Here is a 13,322-nt window from a genome sequence, read left to right as displayed (position 1 = left end):
AGCGTTTCCTGATGCGCGACGGAGGGCGGCGCCGTTCGTGCGGGCTCGCCTGTTCTTGGATTTTATTGAGTCACATTCGTCTCCGCGCGCCGGCCGACCGGCCAAGAACAAGGTTGCCAGAGCGGGAACGCGCACGCAAAGAAAACGCGCTTGCGCCATCTTCGATCTTCGGAGCGGTGGCGTTCATCACGGCTGCGCTATCATCGGCGCGCGAAGCGGGCGCGAAGGTCCGCGATCAGGGAGCGAACATGAATTTCAAGGTTGTGGCGGCCACCGCCTCGCTCGGCGGCCTGCTGTTCGGCTACGACACCGGCGTCGTCTCGGGCGCCCTGCCCTTCATCCGCGACCTGTTCCAGCTCTCCGAGGCCATGCAGGGCTTCGTGGTGTCGATCGCTCTGCTCGGCGCGGCGGCGGGGGCGGCGGTCGCGGGCCAGCTCGCGGACGCCTACGGGCGGCGCAAGGTCATCATCGTGGTGGCGGGCTTCTTCGTGGTGGGCGCCCTGCTCTGCGCCATCGCCACCAACGTGCCGGTGCTGCTGGTCGGCCGCCTGATCCTCGGCGTCGCGATCGGCGTCGCCTCCATGCTGACGCCGCTCTACCTCGCGGAGATGGCGCCCGCCGACCGGCGCGGCTCGGTGGTGTCGCTGAACCAGATGTGCATCACGGTCGGCATCCTGCTGTCCTACATCGTGGCCTACCTCCTGTCGGAAATGGACGGCGGCTGGCGCTGGATGCTGGCCATCGGCTGCCTGCCGGGCGTGGTGCTCGGCCTCGGCATGATCGCGCTCCCCGAGAGCCCGCGCTGGCTTGCGGGCCAGGGCCGGCATGCGGAGGCCGCCGCGGCGCTGAAGACGCTGCGCGGCGGCGAGGACGTCTCGGCGGAGCTCTCCGAGCTGCGCACCGACCTCACCCGCCGCGACGGCGCGCTGGCGCCGTGGTCGGCGCTGCTGGAGCCGAGGGTCCGCATTCCGCTGATCGTGGGCGTGGGACTGGCCGTGTTCCAGCAGATCACCGGCATCAACACCGTGATCTATTACGCGCCGATCATCTTCGAGAAGGCCGGCATGGCCTCCACCTCGGCCGCGATCCTCGCCACCGCCGGCGTGGGCGTGGTCAACGTCGCCATGACCTATGTGGCGCTGAAGCTGCTGGACACCGCCGGCCGGCGCAAGCTGCTGCTGATCGGCCTCGCCGGCATGGCGGTGATGCTCGCCGTGCTCACCTTCGGCTTCGCCATCGGCACGGAAGGCCCGCTCGCCTGGATCGCGACGCTCTCGGTCGCGGCCTATGTGGGCTTTTTCGCCATCGGCCTCGGGCCGGTGTTCTGGCTGCTGATCTCGGAGATCTTCCCGCTCGCCGTCCGCGGCCGCGCCATGGGCGTCGCGACGGTGGCGAACTGGGGCTCCAACCTGATCGTCAGCCAGGTGTTCCTGATGCTGATCGCGGGCGTCGGCTCCGCCGCCACCTTCGGCCTGTTCGCGGTCATGACGGTGGCGGCGCTCGCCTTCACCTTCGCGCTGGTGCCCGAGACCAAGGGCCGGACGCTGGAGGAGATCGAGGCCTCGTTCGCCGAAGGCGGCGCGGCGCGCTGAACGCCGCTCCCCGGTAAAAGCGCCGGCCGGGCCTCCGCAACCGCCTGAAAGGTTGTAGGGTCCGGCCGTATCCTCTCGTCCGAAAGCACCGCATTGGCCCGTCGCATCCCGTCGAAGAAAGCCGCCGCCCCGACCTCCCGGGCGCCCCTGCCGCGCGGATTGCCCTCGCGCGAGGAGCTGGTGGCCTTCATCGCCGCGCAGGGCGGCAAGACCGGCAAGCGCGAGATCGCCCGCGCCTTCCACATCACCGGGCCCCAACGCATCGAACTGAAGCTGCTGCTGGCCGACCTCGAGGCCGATGGCGTGGTGAGCCGCCGGGGCCGCACGCTCGGCCGCGCCGGGCACCTGCCCTCGGTGGTGCTCGCCGACGTCACCGGCCGCGACGAGGACGGCGAGCTGATCGCCCGCCCCGCCGACTGGGACGAGGAGGAGAGCGGCCCCGCGCCCCGCATTCTGGTGCAGGTCTCGTCCCGCGGCCGCGCGCCGGGGCTGGCGCCGGGCGTCGGCGACCGCATCCTCACCCGCGTGGAGCCGCTGGAGGAGGTGGAGCCCAACGGACCGACCCACCAGGGCCGCGTCGTGAAGATCCTGTCCAAGCCGCAGTCGCGCGTCCTCGGCCTGTTCCGCGCCCTGACGGACGGCTCCGGCCGGCTCGTGCCGGTCGACAAGAAGAACATGGGCAAGGAGCTCACGATCGCCGCCGACGCCACCGAGGGCGCGCAGGACGGCGACCTGATCGCCGCCGACATCGTCAAGCAGGGCCGCTACGGCCTGCCGCAGGCGCGGGTGCGGGAGCGGCTGGGATCGCTGAAGAGCGAGAAGGCGGTCAGCCTGATCGCCATCCACGCCCACGCCATCCCGCATGTGTTCTCCCGCGAGGCGCTGGCGGAGGCGGAGGCCGCGCGGCCGGCCGCCATGGCGGGGCGCGAGGACTGGCGCCGCCTGCCGCTCGTCACCATCGACCCGGTGGACGCCAAAGACCACGACGACGCCGTCCACGCCGAGCCGGACCCCGACCCGTCCAACGCCGGCGGCCACATCCTCACCGTCGCGATCGCCGACGTGGCGTCCTACGTGCGGCCGGGCTCCGCGCTGGACCGCACGGCGCTCGATCGGGGCAACTCGGTCTATTTCCCGGATCGCGTCGTGCCGATGCTGCCCGAGCGCATCTCAAACGACCTCTGCTCGCTCCGGGAGAAGGAGAACCGCCCCGCGCTCGCCGCGCGCATGTGGATCTCGAAGGACGGCCGCAAGCTGCGCCACTCGTTCCACCGGGTGATGATGAAGTCGGCGGCCAAGCTCTCCTACCAGCAGGCTCAGGCCGCCATCGACGGCGCGCCGGACGAGGCGACCGAGCCGCTGCTCGACGTGGTTCTGCGCCCGCTCTGGGCGGCCTACGCCTCGCTGAAGACCGCCCGCGACGCCCGCGGCCCGCTCGATCTCGACATCCCCGAGCGTAAGCTTGTCCTGAAGCCGGACGGCGCGCTCGACCGTGTGACGACGCCGGTGCGGCTCGACGCGCACCGGCTGATCGAGGAGTTCATGATCCTCGCCAACGTCGCGGCCGCCGAGACTCTGGAGCAGAAGCGCACGCCGCTGATCTACCGGGTGCACGACGCGCCCTCGCTCGAAAAGCTGGAGGCGCTGCGGGAGCTGCTGGTCACGCTCGACATCGAGTTTCCGAAGTCGGGCAACCTGCGTCCGGCGCAGTTCAACCGCATCCTCGCCCGCGTGGACGGCCAGGACAGCGCCCAGCTTGTGAACGAGGTGGTGCTGCGAACTCAGGCGCAGGCCGAATACGCCGCCGAGAACTACGGCCATTTCGGCCTGAACCTGCGCCGCTACGCCCATTTCACCTCGCCCATCCGGCGCTACGCCGACCTGATCGTGCATCGGGCGCTGGTGCGGGCGCTGGAATTCGGCAAAGACGGCCTGCCGGACGCGACCACGCCCGAGCAGCTCGGCGAGATCGGGGCCCGCATCTCCGCCGCCGAGCGCCGCGCCATGGCGGCGGAGCGCGAGACCGTGGACCGGCTGATCGCCCATTTCCTCGCCGATCAGGTGGGCGCGACCTTCACGGGCCGCATCGCCGGCGTCACCCGCTCCGGCCTGTTCGTGAAGCTCGAAGGCACCGGCGCGGACGGCTTCGTGCCGATCAGCTCGCTTGGAAACGACTATTTCGTCCATGACGAGGCCGCCCGCGCGCTCACCGGCAGCGCGACCGGCGAGAGCTTCCGCCTCGGCGACACCGTGGAGGTGCGGCTGGTGGAGGCCGCGCCCGTCGCCGGCGCGCTGCGGTTCGAGATGCTGTCCGAGGGGCGGCAGGCCCGGCCCGTCGGGCGGGGCAAGCGCGGCTTGCGCCGGGCGTCTGCGACCGCGTCACGCTCGAAAAGCGACGGCAAAACGCCTAAAGCCAAGGGAGCCGGGCCGAGATCCGGAGCGAAACCGACCACATCGGGCAAGGGACGCCGCTCATGACCGCCCATTTCCACGCCGAAGCCCCCGAGGCGCCGCTGGCCGCACGCTCGGTGCCCGACGCCATGAAGCGGGGCCTGATGCTGCGCTGCCCCGCCTGCGGCGAGGGCAAGCTGTTCAACGCCTATCTGAAGGTCACGCCGGCCTGCGCGGCCTGCGGCGAGGAACTGCATCACCAGCGCGCCGACGACGCCCCGCCTTACGTGGTCATCTCCATCGTCGCCCACATCGTGGTGGCGGCGCTTATGGCGGTGGAGCTGTCCTACAAGCCAGAGATCTGGGTCCATCTCGTGATGTGGATCCCGCTCACCATCGTCCTGTCGCTGGCGCTGCTGCCGCCGGTGAAGGGCGCGCTGGTGGGGCTGCAATGGGCGCTGCGCATGCACGGCTTCGGCGGCTCCACCGACGAGAACCACCTCGCCGGCGCCAATCCGAACGGGCCGGCCCGGCCGTGAGCGCGGGCGAGGAGCAGGGCGTCGTTCCGCCGGCGGCCCCGAAGGCGGCGGCCGAGCGGCTGACCCCAAAGGACGCCGCCACCATCATCCTGGTGGACCGCGAGGCGGCCGAGCCTAAGCTGCTGATGGGCAAGCGCCATGAGGGCGTGCGCTTCATGCCGGGCAAATACGTCTTCCCCGGCGGCCGCGTGGAGCCGGACGATGGCCGCGTGAACATCGCCGGCGCCTATTCCCCCCATGTGGAGCGGCGGCTGCAGGAGCAGGTGCGCCGCCCTTCCATCTCCCGCGCCCGGGCCTACGGCCTCGCGGCGCTGCGCGAGCTGGCGGAGGAAACCGGCCTCCTGATCGGAGAGCGTGAGACCGGCGCCTTCGTCGCCCGCACCGACGCCTGGGCGCCCTTCGCGGAGGCCGACGTGTTCCCTTCGCTGGAGGGGCTGCACTTCGTCGCCCGCGCCATCACGCCGCCCGGCCGGCCGAAGCGCTTCGACACCCGCTTTTTCGCCGCCGACGCCGCCCTTATCTCCCACCGCGTCGAGGGCGTGGTGACGCCGGACGCGGAGCTGGTGGATCTGGTGTGGGTGTCGTTCGAGGAGGCGGGCGAGCTGGACCTGCCGCCGATCACCCGCATCATCCTGAACGACCTGCGGCGCCGCATCGACGACGGGCTGGAGCGGGACGTGGCCGTGCCCTACTACCGCAAAGGCTCGCAAGGCCCCGCCGATCTGATCTGATGATCCTGCCATCGGGTTTTGAGGGTGGCGCGTGAACGCGCGGCGTGCTCAATCCCGGCGGCCATGACCGCCGATTGCCTGAACCCGTCCGACACCCTCACCCGCCGCGAGCGCGTCACGGGGCTCGCCATCGCCATCGCCTGCGTCACGCTGGTGGGCGTGGGCTTAAGCCTGTCGATCCCCCTGCTCGCCTTCGCCATGGACGCCCGCGGCGCGAGCGGCCTGCTGATCGGCCTGAACGCGGCCATGGGCGGCGTGGCGACGGTGGTGGTCGCGCCGTTCATCCCGCGGGTCGCGGCCTCCATCGGGGTGCGGCCCACGCTGTTCGTGGCGCTGGCGCTCGGGGCCGCCACCATCCTCAGCTTCCACTTCGTCGCGCCGCTCTGGGCGTGGTTCCCGCTGCGCTTCGGCTTCGGCGTCTCGCTCGCCATCCTGTTCGTGCTGTCGGAGTTCTGGATCAACGCGCTGGCGCCGCAGGCCTCCCGCGGGCTGGTGATGGGCGTCTACGCCACGGCGCTGTCGGTCGGGCTCGGCGCCGGGCCGCTGATTCTGGCGGGCATCGGGCAGGACGGGCTGCTGCCCTACGCCATCTGCGCGGGCCTGTTCGTGGCGGCGAGCGCGCCGCTGATGCTGGCGGGCGACGGCGCGCCGCCGCTGGAGAAGCCGGCGCCCGGACGCGGCGTGCTGTTCTTCCTGCTACTGGCGCCGGTCGCGACCCTGTCCGGCTTCACCTTCGGCGCAGTGGAGACCGGCGCCTTCGCCTTCCTGCCGCTCTACGGCGTCTCGCTCGGCTTCGCGCCCGCGGCCGCCGCCCTGCTGGTGACGGCGATGGAGGTGGGCAACGTGGCGCTGCAGATCCCCCTCGGCCTGATCAGCGACCGCATGGACCGCCGCCTGCTGCTGCTGATCATCGGCGTGGTCGGCCTCGTGGGCGCGATCGCGCTGCCGCTGCTCGGCGGCTCGTGGTGGCTCTATGTGGGCGTCGCGGTCTGGGGCGGCGTCATCTGCGGTCTCTACACCGTGGCGCTCGCCCATCTCGGCGCGCGATTCTCGGGCGTGGACCTCGCCACCGCCAACGCGGCGTTCGTCATCATGTATTCGATCGGCCTCACCGCAGGCCCGCCCATGCTCGGCCTTGGCTTCGACCTGTGGACGCCTTATGGCGTGCCGGTCGCCATGGCGATTCTGCTGGCGATCTTCACGGCCGTCGCCGCGCTTCGCCTGCGCGCCCCGGCCTGAAGACTTGACAGTTCAAGCGCGTTGAGTAGGTTGCGCGCTCTCATTCCAACGCTGGCGTCTCGCGCGCCTGCCCGCTCGAGGTGAACGCCATGGCGAAAGCCGCCAACATCAAGATCAAGCTGCTGAGCACGGCCGACACCGGCTTTTTCTACGTGACCAGCAAGAACTCCCGCACCAAGACCGAGAAGATGGTGCTGAAGAAGTACGACCCGGTCGCCAAGAAGCATGTCGACTTCAAGGAAACCAAGATCAAGTGATCTTGCGCTCTTTGGACTGAACGATGAGGCGCCCCCCGAGGGCGCCTTTTTCGTGTTCGGGCGCCGTCGTCACAGCCCGGCGCGGACGTCCTCCAGCCGTTGGCGCTGGCGGCCTGTGGAATCGAAATTGTCCGGGGCGAGCCACGCGTCGAAGGCGGCGGAGATCCGGGGCCAGTCATCGCCGGTCATGGCGAACCAGGCGGTGTCGCGGCTGCGGCCCTTGACGATCATGTGGCGGGCGAACACGCCCTCGAAGCGGAAGCCCAGCCGAAGCGCCGCGGCGCGGGACGGCGCGTTGAGCGCGTCGCATTTCCATTCGTAGCGACGGTAGCCCAGCGTCTCGAACGCGTGGCGGGCCATCAGCGCCATGGCCTCGGTCCCCGCCCGGCGCCGCTGCAGCGCGGGCGCGAACAGGATCGCCCCCACCTCCACCGTCCGGTGCGCCGGCTCCGCCCGCATGTAACAGGCGCGCCCGAGCGCCCGCCCCGTCGCCGCGTCGCGGATGGCGAAAGTCGCAAGCTTCGGATTGCCGACGGCGGCCTCCAGATCGGCCCTGAGCTCCGCCTCGGTCGCGAACGGTCCGGTGACGAGATAGGCGAACAGGCGCGCGTTCTCGGGGCCTGAGACCAGCGGAAACAGCTCCGCCGCGTCGCGCGCCGGATCGAGAGGCCCGAGCGTGACCTCCGCGCCGCGCAGCGTCACCGCCACAGGCTCCGCCGCCCGATGGGTCGCGACCTCGGGCCCGAGCGGCGGAGCATCCCCGCCTGCCGTCTGATGATGGACGTCCATTTGGCCTCGCGTCGTTTGCGCCGGGCCATGACGAACCGTCCGAACGGCGTTGTCCACCCGCCCGTTGTGCCGCGCACCCGTCATGCCCGCGCCTTCGCGTGGGCATCCACGACTTCCCACCGGACGACGGCGTGAACGCCAAAGTCGTGGATGCCCGAGACAAGCTCGGGCATGACGGGCGAGTGGCATGACGAGAGGGTGGCGTTGGGGGGCGACGGTCTCCGCCCCTCAGACGACGTCCCCCACAAATCCTTGCGCCGGCGGCGGGTTCGGGACAACGTCTCGGCCGAAGAGCGACAAACGCCGAACTGTGAGGACACGCCGTGAACGACAACCAGACCAACGCGCCCGCCGGCTGGCGGCTTTCGGCTCCGATCGTGAACCTGAAGGGCGACCGCCGCACCCCCGGCGTGTGGGCGGCGGCGATCGCGGATCGGGACAGCGCCCGCAAGGCGATCCCCTATGGCCGGGCGGTGCCGAACGCGCCGCTCGCGCCGCTGTCGGCGGACGAGGTGGCGGCGCTCGGCCTTGCGCCGGGCGAAGTGCGCCAGATCGCCTGACACGCGCGCCGTTTATGCTGCGGAGCGGCGCTGGCCGGCGTGGCGGCCTTCCGCAAACTCCTCGACGATCTTGGCGTTGAACGCGTCAAGGTCGTCGGGAGTGCGGCTGGTGACGAGGCCCTGATCGGTCACGACCGGCTCGTCGCTCACCTCAGCGCCCGCGTTGGCGAGATCGATCTGGATGGCCGCGTAGCCGGTCATCTTGCGGCCCTTCACGACGCCTGCGCTGATCAGCACCTGCGGCCCATGGCAGATGGCGGCGACAGGCTTGCCCGCCTCGAAGAAGCCGCGCACGAAGGTGAGCGCCGTCTCGTTCGTCCGCAGCGCATCGGGATTGAACAGACCGCCGGGGATCAGCAGCGCGTCGAAGGCGGAAGCCTCGGCGCCGTCGAGGCTGGCGTCGACCGCGACGCTCTCACCGGGTTTGTCGTGCTCGAAACCCTGAACCGAGCCCGTTTTCGGGCTTACGATGGTGACGTTGGCCCCGGCCTGCTTCAGCGCTGCGACCGGGGACGTCAGTTCGGACTGCTCAAAGCCGTCGGTGACGAGAACGGCGATCTTGCAGCCGTCGAGACGGTTGGACATGGGGGCATCTCCTGATGTTCGTGTCGCCGGTCCCTACGATCGGGACCGGCCGTCCCTGTCCAACACCTCGCGAGAATGATCGTTCCACCAATTGTTTGCCGGGAATTTAGGAACCAAAATCTCAGCATCCCAATTGGTGCCGGCAATGATTCAGCCGTCCCGGCCCTGATCCCGCTGGGATCCGGGAAACTCGCCGAGATTGTCGAGAAGCGACGCTTCCTCCACCGGCTGGCCGCGCTCGGCCGGGGTGATCACGCCGTCGGCGAGCGGGTTCGGTTCAAGGCCCGCTTCCGGGTTCGACTCCATGGCCGCCAGCTCCTTGGCGCGTTCCAGATAGTCGTCCTCGCGGCCGGGCGGCGAGCCGGCGGCCTCCCACAGCGCGCGGGCGCGTTCGCGCAGACGGGGCGTGACGGGGGTCTCGGACATGGAGCGTTCTCCTTGCGACAGAAAAGGCCCGGCTGGGGGTGTCGCCGGGCCTCGTTCAGATGTGCGCCGTCGCGGCGCGTTCGGCCTTGACGTCGATCAGCGGCGGTAGGGCCGTCCGGCCGGGGCCGCACGACGGCCGGCGAACCGCTTCGCGATCCACGCCAGAAACAGGGCCTTCAAAACACGCTTCAGCATCAGGCTCTCCGGTCAGTGTGTGAAACCGGAGAGCCAACGCGGCGGCGCCCATTTCCGTTCCGGGCGCAGCCTTGGCGTCAGGCCGCCTCGACGCCGCCCTGCTTGGCCTGGGCCGCGGTCGCCTCCAGATGCGCGACCAGCGCGTCGTCGAGCTTCAGCTTGGCGGCCAGCGCCTGCAGGAAGTAGCGCTCGGCCGAAGTGTCCGGGTCGATGGTGAGGCGCGCGGCGAGCCAGACCTCGGAGGCGAGCTGCGGCCCCTGCGCCTCGGCGGCGATGGAGTCCAGATCGTCCGCCTGGCCGAGATGCTCCAGCAGGAAGCTCTCCTCGTCCTGCCCGGCGCCCGCGGCGCGCAGCGCCTCGCGGATCTTGCCCACTTCCTCGCGGTCGATCTTGCCGTCGGCCCGCGCCGCCGCGATCATCGCCCGCACCAGCAGCAGGCCGAGCTTCTGCTCGTCGGCGTCGGTCGAAGGCGAGAACGGGCTCTGCGCCGGCGGCGGCGTCACCTGCACCGGGCCGCTCGCCTGGGGCTGGGGCTGGTGATGCTCCACCTGCGGATAGGGATAGGGCGCGCCGGGCTGGGGCGCCTGCTTGGCCTGATAGTTCTGCCACGCCTTGTAGGCGAGGCCGCCGAGGATCGCGAGGCCGCCGAGCTTCAGGGCGCCGCCGCCGAGCTTGGCGCCCTGCTTCTTCAGGCCCTTGTTGCCGAGCAGCACCGAGGCCAGCGTGCCCGCGAGCGCGCCGCCCGCCACGCCGCCGAGATTGCCGCGCGCAAGCCCCTCCACCTGCTTCAGGATGTCGGACGCGCCGCCGCCGGAGGACCCCGCCGGGCCTCGCGGAGCCAGCGGCCCGCCGTCCGTGCGCGACAGCGCGCCGCCCGAACCGAGGAACTGGTCGAGAATCTTCTTGGCGTCGAGCATGGACGAAACCTCCGGTCGTGGTTGGCCGGGACCGCTCGAACGGCCCGCGGCGACGGGGCGCTCATCCGCGCGCCCGGCCGGTCGGAGGTAGGGTCGCGTGAGGCCCGTCGCAAGCGGGCCTTGGCGGATCAGCGCGCCTTCAGCGCGGCGGCCTCGCGGGCCAGCGCCTCGATCCCGGCCCAGTCGCCGCGCTCGATCAGCTCCGCCGGCGCGACCCAGGAGCCGCCGACCGCGACCACGTTCTTTAGCTTGAGATAGGCCGGCGCGTTGGCGAGCGAGACGCCGCCCGTCGGCACGAAATGGACGTTCGGCAGCGGGGCGACGAGGGATTTCAGATACTCCGGTCCACCGGCCGGCCCTGCAGGGAAGAACTTGGCGAAGGTGGCGCCCTTCTCCCAGAGCTTCATGGCCTCGGTGACGGTGGCGACGCCCGGCATGAACGGCACCGGCGCCTCGCTGCCCGAGGCGATCAGGCGCGGGCTGGAGCCCGGGCTGATCAGGAAGGACGCGCCGGAGCGCACGGCCTTCTCCACATGCTCCGGCTCGAGCACGGTGCCCGCGCCGACCGTGACGCCCTCGACCTCGTTCACGATGGCCTGAAGCGCCTCGAGCGCCTGCGGCGTGCGCAGCGTCACCTCGAGCACGGTCAGCCCGCCGTCCCGAAGGGCCTTGCTGGTCGCGACCGCGCTTTTGGCGTCGTCGAAGGTGAGCACGGGAATGACGGGGGTCTGCGCGAGGATTGCCGCGAGGCGTTCGGTCTTGGCGAGCGTGAACGACATGGAGGCTCCGAGCTGATATTAGTAAAAGAACGAATGCTGCATCGCGCTCCGGGACCGGCGCGTCAAGCGCCGGCCGGTCCGGGCGTCCCCACGCCGGCCGGCAGTCTCGCGCGGTTCGCGCCGTCGCGCTATGGTGAAACAACCTCCCGCAGGGCCAAGACACGCCGATGACGCGGCATTTCGATCTCGACGCGCTGGCGACGCTTGTGGCGGTGGCCGACACCGGCGGCTTCACGGCCGCGGCCCAGCGGCTCGGGCGCACCCAATCCGCCGTCAGCGCCAAGATCGCGGCGCTCGAAACCGATCTGGGCCACCGGCTGATGGAGCGCGGGCGCGGCGGCGCCACCCCGACCGAGGTGGGCTCGGCCCTGCTCGGCTACGCCCGCCGCCTGCTGCAGATCGAGGACGAGGCCCGGCTCGCGCTCGGCGGCGAAAGCCTTCAGGGCCGCGTGCGGCTCGGCATTCCGGACGATTACGTGGAGCCGTTCAGCTCGCTGCTGCTCCACCCCTTCGTGACCGCCCACCCGATGGTGCAGCTTGAGGTGCGCTGCGACATCAGCGTGCGGCTGGAGCGGGAGCTCGCCCACGCCGCGATCGACGTGGCGGTGGTGACGCGCGATCCCGACCGCCCGTCCGGCGAGCTGCTGCGCTATGAGCCGCTGGTGTGGTGCGCCGCGCACGACCACCACCCGGAGCGGCTGGACCCGCTGCCGCTGGCGCTGTTCAGCGAGGGCTGCCGCTTCCGCAACGTCATCCTCAGCGGGCTGGAAAGCTCGGGCCGGGCGTGGCGCGTCGCCTACGTCTCGTCGAGCCTTCAGGGCGTGCTCTCCGCCGTCGCCGCCGGTTTCGCGGTGGCCTGCGTCGCGGAAAGCTCCATGCCCGCAGGCTGGCGGCGGCTCGGCCCCGAGGACGGACTGCCCGCTTTGCCCCCGGCCGAGATCGGCCTGATCGTGCGGCCGGACGCCGGCGTCGCCTCCCGCAGCCTCGCCTCCGCCATCCGCGGCGCCCTGTCCCGCATCGACCGCGCCGCATGAGCCGGAACGATCTGCTGATCGGCTTCGACTGGGGCGGCACCAAGATCGAGGCGATCGCGCTCGACGCCGCCGGCGCGACGCCGAGGCGCGAGCGGCTGGCGACGCCCCGCGGCGACTACGACGGCTGCCTGCGCGCTGTCGCCGGGCTGGTGGCGCGGTTCGAGAGCGCGACCGGGAGGCGGGGCTCGGTCGGCTTCGGCGTGCCGGGCTCGCCCTCCCCCCGCACCGGGCTGATGCGCAACGCCAACTCCACATGGATGAACGGCCGGCCGCTGCAGCGCGATCTCGAACAGGCGCTCGGGCGCGAGGTCAGGATCGAGAACGACGCCAACTGCTTCGCGGTGTCGGAGGCGGTGGACGGCGCCGCGGCGGGCGCAGGGCTCGCCTTCGCGGTCATCCTCGGCACCGGCTGCGGCGCCGGGATCGCCATCGACGCGCGCCCGTGGCGCGGGCGAAACGGCGTCGCCGGCGAGTTCGGGCACACGCCCCTGCCCTGGAGCGACGGCCCCGGCGAACTCCCCCCGCCCGAATGCTGGTGCGGACGGCGCGGCTGCCTGGAGACCTTCCCCTCCGGCCCCGGCTTCGCCCGCGCCCATGCGCTTGCAGCCCGCGGCCCGGCCCTGACGGCGGAGCAGATCGTCGCCGCCGCCCGCGCGGGCGAGACCGACGCCGTCCGCTCGCTCGACGCCTATGTGGATCGGCTGGGACGGGCGCTCGCCGTCGTGGTCGACATGCTGGACCCGGATGTCATCGTGCTCGGCGGCGGCATGTCCAACGTGGACGAACTTTACGCCCGGCTGCCCGCCGCGATCGCGCCGCATGTGTTCGGCGACGGCTTCGACACGCCGGTGCGGCGCGCAGCCCATGGGGACTCGTCCGGCGTGCGTGGAGCCGCCTGGCTGTGGAAGGGCTGAGGCGGCGCGACGGTCGTCAGTGCGACAGCAGCCGCGCCACGTCGACCAAGTTCACCACCAGCCACACGCCCGCGCCCCAGGAGGCGACCATGCCGGCCGGGACGCTGTAGTCTCGCCAGTCCCGAAAACGATCGAATCGGTGAGAGCGCTCGGTCATGTCCCGTCCCCCGTCGTCCGCGCTTTGGATGTGCATGGAACGCCACCCTGCCGTCACGGTTCCGTCGCCGCGTCGCCCTTTTTCACGAAAGATCCGCCGCCGTGTCGTCTGAGCGTTCCGCCCTGTTTCTCGGCGTCGATGGCGGCGGCACCCGCTGCCGCGCGCGCCTCGCCGACGCCGGCGGCCGCGTGCTGGGCGAGGGCCTGTCCGGCCCCGC

General features: G+C 71.4%; 15 protein-coding genes and 1 pseudogene. 10 read left to right on the top strand and 6 right to left on the bottom strand.

From position 1 onward, the window contains the following. Positions 1-11 precede the first annotated feature (11 nt). From ACFQ4O_RS04825 to rpmG, 6 genes are all read left to right on the top strand, one after another. The gene (locus ACFQ4O_RS04825; protein ID WP_378774519.1) at positions 12-1,592 is read left to right on the top strand and encodes a sugar porter family MFS transporter; all 1,581 of its coding nucleotides are present in this window, start codon (positions 12-14) and stop codon (positions 1,590-1,592) included. Between the two features lie 93 nt (positions 1,593-1,685). Continuing rightward, positions 1,686-4,070, top strand: a complete 2,385-nt coding sequence (gene rnr / locus ACFQ4O_RS04820) for a ribonuclease R (protein ID WP_378774518.1) — start codon at positions 1,686-1,688, stop codon at positions 4,068-4,070. Continuing rightward, on the top strand, positions 4,067-4,522 hold the full coding sequence (locus ACFQ4O_RS04815; RefSeq protein ID WP_378774517.1) for a DUF983 domain-containing protein: 456 nt from the start codon (positions 4,067-4,069) through the stop codon (positions 4,520-4,522). Before rnr ends, ACFQ4O_RS04815 begins: the two co-directional genes overlap by 4 nt. Beyond that, positions 4,519-5,253, top strand: a complete 735-nt coding sequence (locus ACFQ4O_RS04810; protein WP_378774516.1) for an NUDIX hydrolase — start codon at positions 4,519-4,521, stop codon at positions 5,251-5,253. The genes ACFQ4O_RS04815 and ACFQ4O_RS04810 overlap by 4 nt, the downstream gene beginning before the upstream one ends. A 63-nt stretch (positions 5,254-5,316) precedes the next feature. Then, a complete protein-coding gene (locus ACFQ4O_RS04805; protein WP_378774515.1) occupies positions 5,317-6,492 on the top strand; it encodes an MFS transporter in 1,176 nt (391 codons plus the stop codon). 89 nt (positions 6,493-6,581) lie between these two features. Continuing rightward, a complete protein-coding gene (rpmG, locus tag ACFQ4O_RS04800; protein ID WP_271201288.1) occupies positions 6,582-6,749 on the top strand; it encodes a 50S ribosomal protein L33 in 168 nt (55 codons plus the stop codon). A gap of 69 nt (positions 6,750-6,818) precedes the next feature. Here the strand turns inward: rpmG and ACFQ4O_RS04795 are convergent, their stop codons facing one another. Further along, complete coding sequence (locus tag ACFQ4O_RS04795; RefSeq protein WP_378774514.1) at positions 6,819-7,538, bottom strand: GNAT family N-acetyltransferase; 720 nt, start codon at positions 7,536-7,538, stop codon at positions 6,819-6,821. A 323-nt stretch (positions 7,539-7,861) separates the two neighbouring features. Between ACFQ4O_RS04795 and ACFQ4O_RS04790 the strand changes: the two genes are divergently transcribed. Continuing rightward, entirely contained in the window at positions 7,862-8,098 is a 237-nt protein-coding gene (locus ACFQ4O_RS04790; RefSeq protein WP_378774513.1) for a hypothetical protein, read from the top strand. A gap of 12 nt (positions 8,099-8,110) precedes the next feature. On the opposite strand, the gene ACFQ4O_RS04785 is transcribed toward ACFQ4O_RS04790, so the two are convergent. The 4 genes from ACFQ4O_RS04785 to ACFQ4O_RS04770 form a co-directional block, all read right to left on the bottom strand. Further along, the gene (locus ACFQ4O_RS04785) at positions 8,111-8,683 is read right to left on the bottom strand and encodes a type 1 glutamine amidotransferase domain-containing protein (RefSeq protein WP_378774512.1); all 573 of its coding nucleotides are present in this window, start codon (positions 8,681-8,683) and stop codon (positions 8,111-8,113) included. A 150-nt stretch (positions 8,684-8,833) separates the two neighbouring features. Further along, the gene (locus ACFQ4O_RS04780; protein WP_378774511.1) at positions 8,834-9,109 is read right to left on the bottom strand and encodes a DUF2934 domain-containing protein; all 276 of its coding nucleotides are present in this window, start codon (positions 9,107-9,109) and stop codon (positions 8,834-8,836) included. Between the two features lie 272 nt (positions 9,110-9,381). Next, positions 9,382-10,221, bottom strand: a complete 840-nt coding sequence (locus tag ACFQ4O_RS04775) for a tellurite resistance TerB family protein (protein ID WP_378774510.1) — start codon at positions 10,219-10,221, stop codon at positions 9,382-9,384. 128 nt (positions 10,222-10,349) lie between these two features. Continuing rightward, entirely contained in the window at positions 10,350-11,000 is a 651-nt protein-coding gene (locus ACFQ4O_RS04770; RefSeq protein ID WP_378774509.1) for a bifunctional 4-hydroxy-2-oxoglutarate aldolase/2-dehydro-3-deoxy-phosphogluconate aldolase, read from the bottom strand. A gap of 167 nt (positions 11,001-11,167) precedes the next feature. Here ACFQ4O_RS04770 and ACFQ4O_RS04765 point away from each other — a divergent pair, with 167 nt between their 5' ends. Both ACFQ4O_RS04765 and ACFQ4O_RS04760 read left to right on the top strand, forming a co-directional pair. After that, positions 11,168-12,034 (top strand): LysR substrate-binding domain-containing protein, encoded by an 867-nt coding sequence (locus ACFQ4O_RS04765; RefSeq protein WP_378774508.1) that lies wholly within the window; start codon positions 11,168-11,170, stop codon positions 12,032-12,034. Then, a complete protein-coding gene (locus ACFQ4O_RS04760; RefSeq protein ID WP_378774507.1) occupies positions 12,031-12,948 on the top strand; it encodes an ROK family protein in 918 nt (305 codons plus the stop codon). Before ACFQ4O_RS04765 ends, ACFQ4O_RS04760 begins: the two co-directional genes overlap by 4 nt. Positions 12,949-12,964: 16 nt before the next feature. On the opposite strand, the gene ACFQ4O_RS04755 is transcribed toward ACFQ4O_RS04760, so the two are convergent. After that, on the bottom strand, positions 12,965-13,105 hold the full coding sequence (locus ACFQ4O_RS04755; protein WP_378774506.1) for a hypothetical protein: 141 nt from the start codon (positions 13,103-13,105) through the stop codon (positions 12,965-12,967). Between the two features lie 101 nt (positions 13,106-13,206). Here ACFQ4O_RS04755 and ACFQ4O_RS04750 point away from each other — a divergent pair. Further along, positions 13,207-13,322, top strand: a pseudogene (locus ACFQ4O_RS04750) (N-acetylglucosamine kinase); the annotation flags it as partial.

Source organism: Methylopila musalis (assembly GCF_042679725.1).
Taxonomy (GTDB): Bacteria; Pseudomonadota; Alphaproteobacteria; order Rhizobiales; family Methylopilaceae; genus Methylopila; species Methylopila musalis.
This window is presented reverse-complemented; position numbering and strand designations above follow the sequence as displayed.

What these genes read in the sequence shown, in the direction of transcription:
- ACFQ4O_RS04765 (WP_378774508.1), top strand. Translation starts at nt 11,168, where the DNA reads ATGACGCGGCATTTCGATCTCGACGCGCTGGCGACGCTTGTGGCGGTG.
- ACFQ4O_RS04770 (WP_378774509.1), bottom strand. Translation starts at nt 11,000, where the DNA reads ATGTCGTTCACGCTCGCCAAGACCGAACGCCTCGCGGCAATCCTCGCG.
- ACFQ4O_RS04815 (WP_378774517.1), top strand. Translation starts at nt 4,067, where the DNA reads ATGACCGCCCATTTCCACGCCGAAGCCCCCGAGGCGCCGCTGGCCGCA.
- ACFQ4O_RS04825 (WP_378774519.1), top strand. Translation starts at nt 12, where the DNA reads ATGCGCGACGGAGGGCGGCGCCGTTCGTGCGGGCTCGCCTGTTCTTGG.
- ACFQ4O_RS04760 (WP_378774507.1), top strand. Translation starts at nt 12,031, where the DNA reads ATGAGCCGGAACGATCTGCTGATCGGCTTCGACTGGGGCGGCACCAAG.
- rpmG (WP_271201288.1), top strand. Translation starts at nt 6,582, where the DNA reads ATGGCGAAAGCCGCCAACATCAAGATCAAGCTGCTGAGCACGGCCGAC.
- ACFQ4O_RS04805 (WP_378774515.1), top strand. Translation starts at nt 5,317, where the DNA reads ATGACCGCCGATTGCCTGAACCCGTCCGACACCCTCACCCGCCGCGAG.
- ACFQ4O_RS04755 (WP_378774506.1), bottom strand. Translation starts at nt 13,105, where the DNA reads ATGACCGAGCGCTCTCACCGATTCGATCGTTTTCGGGACTGGCGAGAC.
- ACFQ4O_RS04780 (WP_378774511.1), bottom strand. Translation starts at nt 9,109, where the DNA reads ATGTCCGAGACCCCCGTCACGCCCCGTCTGCGCGAACGCGCCCGCGCG.
- ACFQ4O_RS04795 (WP_378774514.1), bottom strand. Translation starts at nt 7,538, where the DNA reads ATGGACGTCCATCATCAGACGGCAGGCGGGGATGCTCCGCCGCTCGGG.
- ACFQ4O_RS04775 (WP_378774510.1), bottom strand. Translation starts at nt 10,221, where the DNA reads ATGCTCGACGCCAAGAAGATTCTCGACCAGTTCCTCGGTTCGGGCGGC.
- ACFQ4O_RS04785 (WP_378774512.1), bottom strand. Translation starts at nt 8,683, where the DNA reads ATGTCCAACCGTCTCGACGGCTGCAAGATCGCCGTTCTCGTCACCGAC.